The following is a 13,141-nucleotide window of genomic DNA, read 5'->3' as shown; positions in this document are numbered from 1 at the left end:
ATTTCATTTCATACAAGCATGAGCCAGGTTCATAAGTTGGCGGATTAGGCCGACTTTGACAGAACACCGCACCCGAATATGAATGCGTGACGCAATTGTTATGAGCCATGGCCGAAAGGCTTGACCGGACAGTTGGCATAGGACATTGGTTCACTGTCGTGGTTCTGCGGATTTAAATCCGTAGCTAAGAGGGAATTCGGTCAAACGCCGAAGCTGCCCCCGCAACTGTAAGCGGTTAGCAAACGTCCAATTTTGTCACTGGGTCTACCCCGGGAAGACGGACGAGAGCGATTACCCGTGAGCCAGGAGACCTGCCACGTCAGATAACGTTCACGGGCGGGGTGTCCCGGAGTGCCGCTTTCGCGACCGGTATTCCGTGCCGTCGTTTCTGCGCCATTTCACCGCCCAGCTGAAATTTGATGGCTGTACTGGTGACAAGTACAGATGAGTGAAGGCGGAAATAATCATGCTGGACAGACAACATCTGTCAATCCTGCGCGAAGTTGATCGCATGGGGAGCCTGACGGCGGCGGCGGAAAAGCTGAATGTGACACAGTCGGCGCTTAGTCACACCATCCGTAAGCTAGAAGAACGCTATGGCGTAGCCATGTGGGAGAAGGATGGCCGCAATCTTCGTCTCACCGAGGCTGGACGCTATATTGTGACACTTGCACACCGCATTCTGCCGCAGATCGAACGGGCGGAGGATGTCTTATCAGATTATCGCTACGGGCAGCGAGGCTCCCTCAGGATTGGGATGGAATGTCATCCCTGCCATCAATGGCTGATGGGTGTAACAAAGCCTTTCCTGGTGGAATGGCCGGATGTTGATCTGGAGCTAACGACATCATTTGCATCCGGCGGCGTTGCAGCATTGACGGGATACGAAATCGACATTCTGATTACGCCAGATCCGATTGAGACCTCCGGCATCCGTTATGTGCCAGTGTTCGACTACGAGCTCGTGCTTGCCGTTCCTGACGGTCATCCTTTATCGCTTCTGGACAATGCAGAGCCTGCCAATTTGCTGGAGGAAACCCTATTCACTTATCCCGTGCCACCAGAAAGGCTTGATGTCTTTACGCAATTTCTGGTGCCTGCCAATTGCCGCCCACGGCACCATCGAAATGTCGAGACAACGGAAATGATGCTGCAACTTGTTGCGGCAGGCCGCGGCGTCAGCGCCATTCCAAACTGGCTGGTGCGCCAAGAAGCAAAGACACTCGGCGTTCACCCCGTCAGGATCGGCAAGACAGGAATTCAGAAAAGCATTCATCTCGGCCTAAGAAGCGGTGACGAAACCATCGATTTTGTCGACGGATTCCTTGCGACGTCGCGGCAAGCATCAATGCAACTTTGAACACGATAGACCTGAGCGCCTGTTCGCACGGCCCGCCGATGCTATTTCTTCTGCAGCGCTTTGACTTGCAGGGCAATATTCCCGCGATCCAGTTCCGAAACAATGATCTCGGCGGGAACCTGCGGCTTTAAACGGAAGATTTTAGCGCCAGACCTCTGATAAGCCGCATCAGGGGTTTCAGGCTTGCCCACGCATTTCGAAACGAAAGCTGCAACCGCTTTCACGGTCGTATCTTCAACAACGCACAACCAGCTGACCGAAGATACGCTCGTGCGCAGAACAACACGGCAAGAATTGCTGCCGGTTAATGTGAGCTTTGATGGATAAACATCCACATCCTGGGGAGCCGCATCAGCTGCAACATTCTTGAAGTTTATCTTCGATTCTTTGATGACCTGCTTCAATGTGGAGCAATCTTTCTGAGCATCCAAAGCATAGGCCGAGCTGGATGTGAGAACCAAAACCGATACAAATGCAAACGTGAATAAAGATTTCATAAGATCCTCCGAATAAGTGAGGCATAAACGATTGAAAAGGATCAAACAATCATGTTGTTGTCGGACCGCGCCCCTGGTCGGCAAAGTGACGATTACGCCCCTGACTTCACGCGATAAGCCATTCCAAGGGATCGTGGCGCAGTTTCATTAAAGCCGAATTGCTCATAAAGCTTATTCGCTGGCACATCAGCAATCAGGCTCACATAGGCCGAAGACGGAAGTTCGGCATTAACATAGTTCATGATGGCGCTCATGATGGCTTTGCCCAAGCCTCGCCCCTGATGTTGCGGCCCAACGGCGATATCCACCACCTGAAAAAAGCAACCGCCATCCCCGATCAACCGACCCATTCCGATTGCAGAGCCATCGTGCAAAACAAGTACAGAATAGACCGTGCCTTCGAGCCCTTTGGCAGCGGCGGCTTTCGTGAAGGGACTAAGGCCAGCCACCGCACGAAGATGCAAATATTCCTCCACCGATGGGCGGCGGGCTACAGTGGTATAGGCTAGTTGGCTCACATTTATCTCCTCTGGCGACAGATATGAGCTTTAGCCCAAGAACGATTGATTCAACAATATTCATGACGATGCTGAAAGATTTTTCCTAAGTAGTTGAGTTCCCACTCTTCTTGATATCTAAGTATTTTCAGTATCAAGCTCGTCCGGATCATCACAGTGACCACAGAACACGCTCCTTCCAACGTTATGCTCTCGCGCACTGCAGTCACCAGCACTGCGATGATCTTCGGTCTGACTTACAGCCTAAGCGCTGCACTTATCGCTCTTGATCTCGATGAGATGGGCTTCAGCGAAGCAATCATTGGCGCCAACGCGGCCATGCACGCCGTCGGCGTGCTCTGCATGGCATTCCTTTTGCCGCGACTGAGCGCGTGGCTTGGAATGCGGTCGCTGGTGATTGTCGCACTTGCTGCGGCTGCAGTCCTGCTGGGCCTATTTCCCGCAGTTCCATTGATCTGGCTGTGGTTTCCGCTGCGTATTCTGTTAGGCGCCGCATCTGAAACCCTGTTCGTGGTTTCTGAAACCTGGCTCAACTCGCTGAGCACCGATGAGAACCGCTCTAAGACCATGGGCATCTATACAGCGGCATTGTCGCTTGGCTTTGCGCTTGGACCGCTCATTCTCTCGATTGTCGGCTCAAGCGGTTTCCTGCCTTATCTCGTTGGTTCAGTCCTTGCCCTTCTTGCAGCGCTATTGATCGCCAACCCAAAGGTTAGTGCGCCGCCGATCACCGACAAACCGCACGGAAGCCCGCTGCATTATCTGGCACTTGCACCTGTCGCGCTGGCGGCAACCGTACTCAATGCAGCGATTGAATCTGCAGGCCTGTCGTTCCTGCCGCTTTATGCCGTCGATCTTGGCTGGAGCGAAAATCAGGCGACACAGCTTATGTCGGTGATGATGTTCGGTGCGATTGTATTGCAGATTCCAATCGGCTTTCTGGGCGACCGCATGAGCCGCCAGACACTCCTGATCATCCTTGCAGGCTTGTCTGCTGCAGGAGCCGCGATCTGGCCATGGGCCCTCACCCTGCCATGGCTCACCTACACGTTGCTGTTTGTGTGGGGTGGCGCATTTGTCGGCATTTACACAATCATGCTGAGCGTTGTCGGCAGTCAGTTCAAAGGCGCGCAGCTTGTGGGCATTTATGCCAGCATGGGCCTCATGTGGGGCGTCGGCGCACTGATCGGCCCGCTCTTTGCAGGCATCGCGCAGCAATATTTGACACACGGCCTCCCGGTCTTCGTCACGGTTGCCTGCCTGCTGTTTCTCGCGCTTGCACTTACCTTGCGTCCACGCACGGTACTTGTCGTCGAATAATCCCTATTTTTCTGAAACTTAAAACAATCGCAGCCTCCCCAAAGGAGGCTGTTTTTATGCAATCGATGATAGATTTTAATAACTTGTTTACCACGTTTGTAAGAATATAGCCTCAGCAAATATGGCTTCGACTCATTGGTGAATTCGGCTCTCGGCTGTTTCTATTTTTGGAAAAGTGATTTCACATGGCAAACGACCACCAGGCATCCGGTTCACGTTCCATCATTGACGAGCTGAACGCCTTGCGCGAGCGCCATGCGCCTATCGCGCCGAAGTCGAGCGCCATGAACGAATTGCACAATACTTTGGCGGAACTGGAAAAGCGTCTCGGTCATATTGGAAACGCTGCGCCCCGTCCACGCTCGCCTGAGCCAAAGGCTGAAAAGCACATCACCGGCCTTGCGGAGATTGCAGAACATCTGCGCCGCCTCACAGAAGAGCAGAACCGGGCTGAACAATACGATGCCCGTCCATCTCTGCCCCTTGCTCCTCGTTTCGCTGAAATGCGCGAAGAGCCACGCGCGCCGCGGTCGGAAAACAATACATTGCGCCAGATCGACAGCCGTCTTGATGAAATAAGCCGGGCTGTGATCGCTGCCAATCGTCATCCGCATTCAGATCGCGAAGAAACACTACGTCTTGAACGCATCGAACAGCGCCTGACCGAACTGACACATCAACTGGATAATTCGGTCGCCGAACAGAATGCGGACACACTGTTTCGCCGCCTTGGCGAGCTCTCGCAACGCATCGATGCACTGAGCGAAGGATCGCAGTTGCCTGAGCAGGCCATTGATCAGCTCGCACAGCAGATCAACCTCCTTGCCCATCAGGTCGGCAAGGTTATGGAGAATTTGAGCCAGTCGGACTATCACAGTGTTGAAGTCCGTCTGTCCGCTATCGATCAGAAGCTGGCAGCAGCAGAAAAGCTCGCGCATGAACCAAATCCCGCTGTTCTTGATAAGATCGACAATCGCTTCAAGGAACTGACCAAGCGCCTTGATGCGCAATATGCGAGCCATTACGCCGAAGGCGGTATGCTCCATGCGATTGAAGGTCGTCTTGACGACATCTCGCAGCAAATTTCATTGAGCCTGCTGCAGACGCCACAGACTGAAGAAGTTGCCCACGCTGAGCGCGAAGCCATTCGCGGTCTGGAAAACCAGATTGCAAACATCGCGCGCCAGCTCAACAAGCCTTCAGCCGAACTGGCCGAATTGAAGCCGCGTCTGGATTCCATTGAGCGCTCCATCGCTGACAATCGTGAAACCGTTCTTGATGCAGCACGCGAAGCGGCAGAAACAGCCGTTGCACATGTGCTCAAGCATGGTTCGCAGAACGACACGGCGATTGCTGCGCAACTTGCCAATGATATCAAGTCACTCGAAGCGCTTGCCCGCAATGCCGATGAGCGTAACGGTAAGACTTTTGAAGCTGTTCATGAAACGCTGGTCAAAGTCGTTGATCGCCTGTCCAATCTGGAACAGCAGATCGAAACACAGCCTCATCTGCCTCAGCCAGTAGTCGCCAAGACAAAGCCGGTTGTTAATCCGTTTTCAGCGGCACCACAGTCTTTCCCATCTGTGGCAGTAGAGAAGAAAGACAAGCCAGCCAGCCCGGCAATCGATGCGCCGGTGGCAAGCGAAAAGCTTGCAAAGCTTACGCCAAAAGCACGCCAGGAACCGGAACTCAGCGCTTCGCTCGATTCCGTGCAGCCGGACAATGACAGCGTGCTTGATCTGAACACGATTATGAAGCGTGTTCGTGAAGAGCGAAGCCAGCAGGACACAGCCAAGACAGAAACCAGCCGCAAGGCGGATTTGATAAGCGTGGCACGTCGTGCAGCTCAGCAAGCGGCCGAAGAATCCAGCAAGCTTGAAGCGCAGCACGAAAGCGATACCGACAAAAAGAAGGGATCGATCAGCAGTCTCTTTAACCGCCAGCGCAAGCCGATACTGCTGGCAATCGGTGCGATCATGCTTGCCATTGCTGGCTTGCAGGTTGGCTCGGTCTTCCTCGAAGAAAGCCAGCAGACAGAATTGACGGCAAAGACCGAGACGCCAGCAATCGACAAGGGCACAACAGCCTCAATCGCACCCGCGAAAACTGAGACACCGGCCCCAGCAATGCAGCCAATGCCGGAAGTTGTGGTGCCTGAAACCACAATTGCCAAGCCGCAGCAGCAAAGCAGCCTGACTACTCCGCAGCCTGCAATTGAGCAGCACGAAGAGGCCATCTCCGACACGACGCCTGCACAGGAACCAGAAGCAACAGCAATCGATGTGCCTGATGATGCTGGCCCTGCCCCCTTGCGCGAAGCAGCAATGACGGGCGACGCCCGCGCATTGTTTGAAATCGGCAATCGCTACATGGAAGGCCGTGGCGTCAAAGAAGACTATGCTGAAGCTGCAAAGTGGTATGAGCAGTCAGCTGGCAAAGGTTTTGCACCTGCGCTTTACCGCATGGGCAACATGAATGAGAAGGGGCTTGGTATGCCCCGCGACCTCAACAAGGCAATCGACTGGTATCAGCAGGCCGCAAAACAGGGCAATGCAAACGCGATGCATAACCTCGCGGTACTGTTTGCCTCCGGTGCCAACGGTAAACCTGATAACACGTCTGCCGTTCGCTGGTTTAACGAAGCAGCAGAACTCGGCGTGAAGGACAGCCAATACAATCTTGGCATTCTCGCAGCTCAAGGCCTTGGGACGCCGGTTAATCTGGAAGAAAGCTATAAGTGGTTTGCGCTTGCTGCCAAGGCTGGTGACAAAGATGCGGCTGACAAGCGTGATCAGATTGGTGCAGCTCTTAAGCCAGATCAGCTTGAACGTGCGAAGGGCTCGGTCGAGCTCTGGAAAGCTAAGCCAATGAATGAGGCTGCCAACGCGCTCACCATTCCGCAAAACTGGTCGGATGGCGAACCAGTCGCTCAAGCTCCTGTCGATATGAAAAAGGCGGTCCGTAACATTCAGCTCATCCTTCAGAAGAATGGCTATGATGTGGGTAGCGCTGACGGCGTGATGGGAAATAAAACCCGCAATGCCATCGCTGAAATTCAGAAGGCAAATGGCCAGGAGCCAACGGGTGAAGTAAATCAGCAGCTTGTGCAGCTTCTTCTTGAAAAGAACAAATAGACTTCACAAAGTCCTTTATTAGCAATGATTAACGCGCATCCCGAAAATTGTGAAACGGTTTTCAATTAAAGATGCCGTTAAATAGATAATCAGAGCGCCGGAATAATGTTCTGGCGCTTTTTCGTTATGCCTGCCCTGCCAAACAACGAATATGGACCAGCGCAGTTTTATACACAGAAGTTGCGTCGTTCTGCGAGAAGTAGCAGGTTGAATTTATTCCCAAGGGTTTATTATCTGACCAGTAAACCGGGGGCCGTATAATGTTGCTGCACGTCAATAATGAAATGGAAAACGGCATTATTGCCAAAATTCCTCTTGCACTCGACAAAGACATCAAAGGCTTTCAAGGCGACGCGATTGACTTTGAAATCTCATCGCCGGAACGACAATTCATACAGGCCGACGATTTCCATCCCTATAAGTCCTTGTTCAAGGTCTTTTCCGGAACAACAGAACTCAAGAACATTTTCATAGCGCTATCGTTCAATCTGAATTTTTCGACGCCAGACGGCAAGAAAACAGCAATGTCGCGTTCAAATCCGACCGATGACTGGCTTGTCACGAACGGCGAATATTATTCGGAAGGCGCAAGCTCTTTCGGCTTTACATCGAATAGCAAATTTGCCGGTTCTTATGGAGCCAGTATCACCAATTCCTATCTTTATGTGATCAAAAACGGTAGCCTTGTCGATAACAACATATCGAACCACATTTCGATAAGAGCGCAATTCTATCCATCATCGACTTATGCAGTCATAACGCCGAAAGACCATATTTCGATCATTCTCAGCAACCGTCAGGGACATATAGAATAGCGGTTTTCGCAGCCATAATGTGAAGCATTTGTGGCAAGCCTGGTGACAACTTTGTTGTTCGCAAACAACAATGTGCCATTTTCATCCCACATCATTTGTCAAAGTAACTCTAATCTCAATCGGGGTTTGACTTCGCCGTGCCGAAAGAGCAAGACCGTTAGGAGCGCATTCCGAAATGTGTGAGATAGTTTTCGGACAAGATGCGCGGCAAATCAAACTGTTAGAGCAATGATCTGATTCAACTGAATGAGGCCATGTTTTGACGGAAGCGAGACAGACCTTGCGGCATAGCGCGACCGCAAAGGGCTGCGTGTTGTGCGTTGTGAAAACCGGGTTCGGAATTGGGTATTTACCTTCCCATTGCGGAATTGTCGGTCAACATGCTGGTTCTGCTCGGCATGGGCGCTGCCGTGGGCTTTCTGTCGGGATTGTTCGGCGTGGGCGGCGGATTTCTCATTACACCGCTGCTGATCTTTTATAACATTCCACCGGCTATTGCCGTTGCAACCGGTGCCAATCAGGTGATCGCTTCGTCGGTTTCCGGCGCGTTAGCGCATTTCAAACGACGAACGCTTGATATCAAGCTCGGGCTGTTTCTGGTTGCGGGCGGTATCGTTGGATCATTGCTCGGTATCTTTGTTTTCTCGTGGCTGCGTGATCTCGGTCAGCTCGATCTGATTGTTTCAATCCTCTACGTCTTCTTTCTGGGCACGGTCGGTGGATTGATGCTGGTTGAAAGCGTACGTGCGCTGCGCCGTGTGAAAAAAGGACAGGCAGGCGCAATCCGCCGTCCGGGCCAGCATACGTGGATACACAAGCTGCCATTCAAGATGCGGTTCCGCGCTTCAACCATCTATGTCAGCATCATTCCAGTGCTCGGCATCGGTTTTTTCATCGGCTTGTTATCATCTGTGATGGGTGTCGGTGGCGGCTTCATCATGGTGCCCGCGCTGATCTATCTGCTGCATGTACCGACCAATGTTGTTGTCGGCACGTCGCTGTTTCAGATCACTTTCGTTACGGCTTTTACCACGGTCATGCAGGCAACGACCAACCAGTCCATCGACATTGTGCTTGCATTCCTGCTGATGCTTGGCGGCGTAATCGGTGCGCAATATGGTGCGCGTGCCGGACAGAAACTGCGCGGTGAACAGCTGCGCCTGTTGCTGGCACTGCTGGTTCTTGCAGTGGGCCTGCGTCTCGCTTTCGGCCTTTTCGTACGGCCTGACAATCTGTTCTCGATCTCAATTGCGGATATGTGACATGAGGAAACTCACGCTCCTATCTGCATTATTTTTTGGCATAACGGCAGCATCGGCGCAGACCAATTCAAGCGGCGATGGCAACGGCGTGCCGCAGTTGCAGAACCCGTCTGAAGAAACAATCGAAATCGGCCTTTCGACCGAAACAATTGCCATTACTTCCAATTTCGGCGGCACAGATCTCACGATTTTCGGCGCGCTCGACAATGCCGATCCATTGATCCAGCGCCAGGGACGCTACGACATTATCGTCGTGCTGCAAGGCCCTTCGCGCGATCTGGTCGTGCGTAAGAAGGAACGCTATCTCGGTGTCTGGGTGAATGCGGATTCCGAAACCTTCCTCGGCGTACCGCTGTCCTACTCACTCGCATCGACCCGCAATCTGCAGGACATCGCAGAAGAAAAGCTATACCGCCAGCTTTCGGTTGGTGTCCGCAATTTCTACCTTCGACCGGAAGACCCATCCAGCCTCTCAGGCAACATCCCCAAATTCGGGAACGAATTGCGTGAGATGAAAATGCGACAAGGGCTTTATAGCCAGCGCATCGGCGGCGTTGAGTTTCTCTCACGCACCCTGTTTCGCGCAACGCTGAACCTCTCGGCCAATGTGCCGGTTGGGCGTCACAAGGCGCGGGCTTTGTTGTTTCGCAATGGTGTTTTCCTGCGCGAAGCCAATGCAAGCCTCGAAATCGTGAAAGCCGGTGTCGAGCAAAGCATCTATGATGCTGCCCATAAATACAGCTTCTATTACGGCTTGTTTGCCGTGTTCCTGGCTGTCTTCACAGGCTGGGCCGGACGTATTCTTTTCAGAAAAGATTAATGCGGATCCCGAAAAGCGGGTATCGTATTTCGGAACCCGATGCCCGTAAAATGCCTCAGCCGCCAACCAGCGCACCATGCGCAATCGGGTAAATCTTACCCTGCCCCAGCATATAGGCGCGCAGGCTTGCATCAACGAACAGCCCGCGAAAAGCGCGATCCAGCACATTGAGTGCTCCTGTATAAGCACCAAACGCAGGCATGATCAGCCTTTCGCCGTCGCTTGCAAAACATGGACGCCGAACCGACCGTCCTCGCCGGACGATGCGCGCTGCCGGGTGAAGATGGCCTGCCACCTCACCCTTCGCTTCTATGCGCGATGGCTCATGCCGGAAAGTCAGTGGTCCAATTGAAAGTTCCTCAACACAGTCGCCGGGCAAGTCAGCAGGCCGATCAGGATCATGATTGCCCGTGATCCAGAACCAGTCCCGACGTTCCATCAACGATTTGAGACGGATTGCATATAGCGACGGCAGCCGCTCGCTGGCCTTTGCATCGTGAAAACTGTCGCCAAGACTGATAACGGTTCGCGGCTGATAACGCGCGATGACAGCAGCCAGCATATCGAGCGTCGCGGCCGTATCATAAGGCGGTAAGAGCTGGCCACGTCGGGCAAAAGACGAACCTTTTTCAAGATGCAAATCGGAAACGACCAGCATATGCAGGTCCGGCAGGAAAAGCGCACCACACGGATCATAGATCGTCGCAACGCCGCGCAATTCCGCATGCGCCAGACTATAAGCCTCACCATTTCCCCAGACTGCTGTGCTCATCCTATTGCTTCTCTGATCAGATCATCGGCTGCTTCTTCAAGCAGCATTTCATCACCCTCACCGGCCACACGCTCGCGGCCGATTTCAAGCATCACAGGCAGCGCCAACGGCGAAATACGGTCCAGCGGCTTATGCAGCAGATGCCCCTTCACACGCGCCAGCATGTCGCCAAGACGCTTGATATCCAGAAGCCCGGTCGCAGCATCAGCGCGCGTTGCCTGTAGCAAAATATGGTCCGGTTCGTGGGTTCTCAGCACATCATAGATCAGGTCGGTCGAGACCGTCACCTGACGGCCTGTCTTCTCCTGCCCCGGATGCCGTCGCTCGATAAGCCCCGAAATCACGGCACAATTGCGGAAGGTGCGCTTCAGAAGATAGCTTTCATCAAGCCAGGCTTCGAGGTCATCGCCGAGCATGTCTTCATCGAACAGCCGCTTAAGGCTTAATTTGCCTGACCCGATCATCGCGCCCATGTCTTTGAGGCCCCACAGCCCCAGCGAATAATCGGTGGCGACGAACCCAAGAGGATGCGCGCCCATGCGCTCAAGACGACGGGTGAGCAACATGCCAAGCGTCTGATGCGCAAGCCTGCCCTCAAAGGGATAGGCGACCATATAGAACCGCCCGCCTTTGGGGAAAGTCTCAATCAGCAACTCGTCTTCACGCGGCAGAACCGACTTGAATGCCTGCACTTCCAGCCATTCGCGCACCTGTTGCGGCAGAAACTGCCAACGCGAACGATCTGCCAGCATCGCGCGCACCTGCGATGCGAGATAGGTGGAAAGCGGGAATTTACCGCCAGCATAAACCGGAATTTTTGCGTCCTGTCCCGCAGCATTGGAAGCGATGCATTCGTTCTCACGAATGCCTTCAAACCGCAGCACCTTGCCTGCAAACAGGAATGTGTCGCCCGGCGTCAGCGTTTCGAGGAAATATTCCTCGATGCGCCCCAGAACACGCCCGCCCCTTCCAACGGCCCGGGCATTGGCTCCCTTACCGCCACGCGTGAGCCGGACATTCAGCTCCGGCGCTTCAACGATCGTGCCGATGTTAAGGCGATATTGCTGCGCGATGCGCGGGTTAGAAACCCGCCATGTGCCATCGGCAGTTTTGCGGATTTTGGCAAAGCGCTCATAGGTCTTGAGCGCATAGCCGCCAGTGGCCACAAAATCGAGAATTTGATCAAAGGTCTCGCGTGAGAGATTTGAATAGGGCGCAGCACTTTGCACTTCCCGATAGAGCTGATCGGCGTTGAAAGGCTCGGCACAGGCCATACCCAGCACATGCTGTGCCAGCACATCCAGCGCGCCATCGATCAGCGGCGGCGTATCCTGTGCGCCAAGATAATTTGCGTCGAGTGCTGCCCGACACTCCATCACCTCGAAACGATTGGCGGGCACAAGAATGGCGCGGCTCGGCTCATCCATACGGTGATTGGCGCGACCGATACGCTGCGCAAGACGGCTCGCCCCCTTTGGCGCACCGACATGAATGACCAGATCGACGTCGCCCCAGTCGATGCCAAGATCAAGCGTCGAGGTGGCAACCACGGCACGCAATGTGTTGGCAGCCATCGCCTGTTCCACCTTGCGGCGCTGACTGGCATCCAGCGAGCCATGATGCAGGGCGATTGGCAACGTATCCTCGTTGACGCGCCAGAGCTCCCGAAACAGCATCTCTGCCTGACTGCGCGTATTGACGAACAGCAGCGTCGTGCGATGGGCACGGACCGCCTCATAAATATCCGGGATGGCATAGCGGGAGGAATGCCCTGCCCACGGCACCCGCTCCTCTGAATCGAGAATGCTAATTTCAGGCTTGGCACCACCAACAACCGTGACCAGACCGGATTTCGGCTCTGTGCCATCCTGTTCGACCAGCCAGCGACACAATTCGTCAGGCTGCGCCACAGTTGCCGACAGTCCGATGGTTTGCAATTGTGGTTGCAGGCGGCGCAAACGCGCAAGCCCCAGCGCCAGCAAATGACCGCGTTTGGAAATGACCAGCGAGTGCAGCTCATCAAGCACCACATAACGCAAGCCCTTGAAAAACTGATCTGCCCCTTTGGAGGCAATCAGAAGTGCAAGCTGTTCCGGCGTCGTCAGCAGAATGTCAGGCGGCACAAGCTTCTGGCGCTGACGCTTATGTGCAGGTGTATCGCCAGTCCGGGTCTCAATCGTAATGTCGAGCCCCATTTCCTCGACAGGTATGGTCAGATTTCGATGAATATCGACCGCGAGTGCCTTTAGCGGCGAAATATACAAAGTGTGAACACCTTGTTTTGTTTTAGGCGCAACCCTGGACGGAGAACCGGCACCCACTTTTCCTGGGATTGCTTTATTACGCATTCGCTCCAGATCGACCAACGCAGGCAGAAAACCTGCGAGTGTTTTACCAGCACCTGTGGGCGCGATCAGCAGCGTGGACTGCCCCTGTTCAGCGCGCGAAAGCAGCTCCAGCTGATGGGCGCGCGGCGACCAGCCCTTTTCTGCAAACCATTTTACAAAACGGTCTGGCAGATGAAAGGCACCGGTCTCAGAAGTGGGTGTCAGGTTCAGCGTCACACACCCAATCTAATGCGGGCAAGGGTCGTCGCCAAGATGGTTGTTCACTTTTGTTCTCATTTTGTCAGCAGTTCACTTT

Annotated in this window: 10 protein-coding genes and 1 riboswitch; of the genes, 6 read left to right on the top strand and 4 right to left on the bottom strand. The window is 53.8% G+C overall.

What is annotated here, in order from left to right; all coding sequences use genetic code 11:
- The first annotated feature begins 142 nt into the window (after positions 1 to 142).
- Positions 143 to 333, top strand: a riboswitch (cobalamin riboswitch).
- 133 nt (positions 334 to 466) lie between these two features.
- Positions 467 to 1,360 carry a LysR substrate-binding domain-containing protein gene (locus ABWV94_RS15200; RefSeq protein WP_079213676.1) on the top strand — a complete coding sequence of 298 codons (894 nt, stop codon included), beginning with the start codon at positions 467 to 469 and terminating at the stop codon, positions 1,358 to 1,360.
- Between the two features lie 41 nt (positions 1,361 to 1,401).
- On the opposite strand, the gene ABWV94_RS15195 is transcribed toward ABWV94_RS15200, so the two are convergent.
- Together ABWV94_RS15195 and ABWV94_RS15190 are read right to left on the bottom strand one after the other, a co-directional pair.
- Complete coding sequence (locus tag ABWV94_RS15195) at positions 1,402 to 1,902, bottom strand: hypothetical protein (protein WP_353414158.1); 501 nt, start codon at positions 1,900 to 1,902, stop codon at positions 1,402 to 1,404.
- Between the two features lie 47 nt (positions 1,903 to 1,949).
- Positions 1,950 to 2,381 (bottom strand): GNAT family N-acetyltransferase, encoded by a 432-nt coding sequence (locus tag ABWV94_RS15190; protein WP_502905186.1) that lies wholly within the window; start codon positions 2,379 to 2,381, stop codon positions 1,950 to 1,952.
- Between the two features lie 180 nt (positions 2,382 to 2,561).
- Between ABWV94_RS15190 and ABWV94_RS15185 the strand changes: the two genes are divergently transcribed.
- The 5 genes from ABWV94_RS15185 to ABWV94_RS15165 all read left to right on the top strand — a co-directional run bounded on the left by ABWV94_RS15185 (position 2,562) and on the right by ABWV94_RS15165 (position 9,726).
- Positions 2,562 to 3,695 carry an MFS transporter gene (locus tag ABWV94_RS15185; RefSeq protein WP_064321912.1) on the top strand — a complete coding sequence of 378 codons (1,134 nt, stop codon included), beginning with the start codon at positions 2,562 to 2,564 and terminating at the stop codon, positions 3,693 to 3,695.
- A 185-nt stretch (positions 3,696 to 3,880) separates the two neighbouring features.
- Positions 3,881 to 6,829, top strand: a complete 2,949-nt coding sequence (locus tag ABWV94_RS15180; RefSeq protein ID WP_353414154.1) for a peptidoglycan-binding protein — start codon at positions 3,881 to 3,883, stop codon at positions 6,827 to 6,829.
- A 260-nt stretch (positions 6,830 to 7,089) separates the two neighbouring features.
- Positions 7,090 to 7,644 carry a hypothetical protein gene (locus ABWV94_RS15175; RefSeq protein ID WP_113496742.1) on the top strand — a complete coding sequence of 185 codons (555 nt, stop codon included), beginning with the start codon at positions 7,090 to 7,092 and terminating at the stop codon, positions 7,642 to 7,644.
- A gap of 380 nt (positions 7,645 to 8,024) precedes the next feature.
- Positions 8,025 to 8,906 (top strand): sulfite exporter TauE/SafE family protein, encoded by an 882-nt coding sequence (locus ABWV94_RS15170; protein ID WP_231195638.1) that lies wholly within the window; start codon positions 8,025 to 8,027, stop codon positions 8,904 to 8,906.
- Between the two features lies 1 nt (position 8,907).
- Positions 8,908 to 9,726 (top strand): TIGR02186 family protein, encoded by an 819-nt coding sequence (locus ABWV94_RS15165; RefSeq protein ID WP_151562834.1) that lies wholly within the window; start codon positions 8,908 to 8,910, stop codon positions 9,724 to 9,726.
- Positions 9,727 to 9,781: 55 nt separating this feature from the next.
- Here ABWV94_RS15165 and pdeM read toward each other — a convergent pair whose 3' ends face one another.
- Positions 9,782 to 10,498: a ligase-associated DNA damage response endonuclease PdeM gene (gene pdeM / locus ABWV94_RS15160; protein ID WP_353414151.1), complete on the bottom strand. Its 717-nt coding sequence runs from the start codon at positions 10,496 to 10,498 to the stop codon at positions 9,782 to 9,784.
- Positions 10,495 to 13,062: a ligase-associated DNA damage response DEXH box helicase gene (locus tag ABWV94_RS15155; protein WP_353414149.1), complete on the bottom strand. Its 2,568-nt coding sequence runs from the start codon at positions 13,060 to 13,062 to the stop codon at positions 10,495 to 10,497. The genes pdeM and ABWV94_RS15155 overlap by 4 nt, the downstream gene beginning before the upstream one ends.
- Between the last annotated feature and the right edge of the window lie 79 nt (positions 13,063 to 13,141).

The organism is Brucella sp. NBRC 12953, assembly GCF_040369775.1.
GTDB classification, from domain to species: domain Bacteria; phylum Pseudomonadota; class Alphaproteobacteria; order Rhizobiales; family Rhizobiaceae; genus Brucella; species Brucella pseudogrignonensis.
This window is presented reverse-complemented; position numbering and strand designations above follow the sequence as displayed.

Bases quoted from the DNA above. Each gene is read 5' to 3' on its own strand.
- ABWV94_RS15200 (WP_079213676.1), top strand. From the start codon at position 467: ATGCTGGACAGACAACATCTGTCAATCCTGCGCGAAGTTGATCGCATG.
- ABWV94_RS15185 (WP_064321912.1), top strand. From the start codon at position 2,562: ATGCTCTCGCGCACTGCAGTCACCAGCACTGCGATGATCTTCGGTCTG.
- ABWV94_RS15180 (WP_353414154.1), top strand. From the start codon at position 3,881: ATGGCAAACGACCACCAGGCATCCGGTTCACGTTCCATCATTGACGAG.
- ABWV94_RS15175 (WP_113496742.1), top strand. From the start codon at position 7,090: ATGTTGCTGCACGTCAATAATGAAATGGAAAACGGCATTATTGCCAAA.
- ABWV94_RS15170 (WP_231195638.1), top strand. From the start codon at position 8,025: ATGCTGGTTCTGCTCGGCATGGGCGCTGCCGTGGGCTTTCTGTCGGGA.
- ABWV94_RS15165 (WP_151562834.1), top strand. From the start codon at position 8,908: ATGAGGAAACTCACGCTCCTATCTGCATTATTTTTTGGCATAACGGCA.
- pdeM (WP_353414151.1), bottom strand. From the start codon at position 10,498: ATGAGCACAGCAGTCTGGGGAAATGGTGAGGCTTATAGTCTGGCGCAT.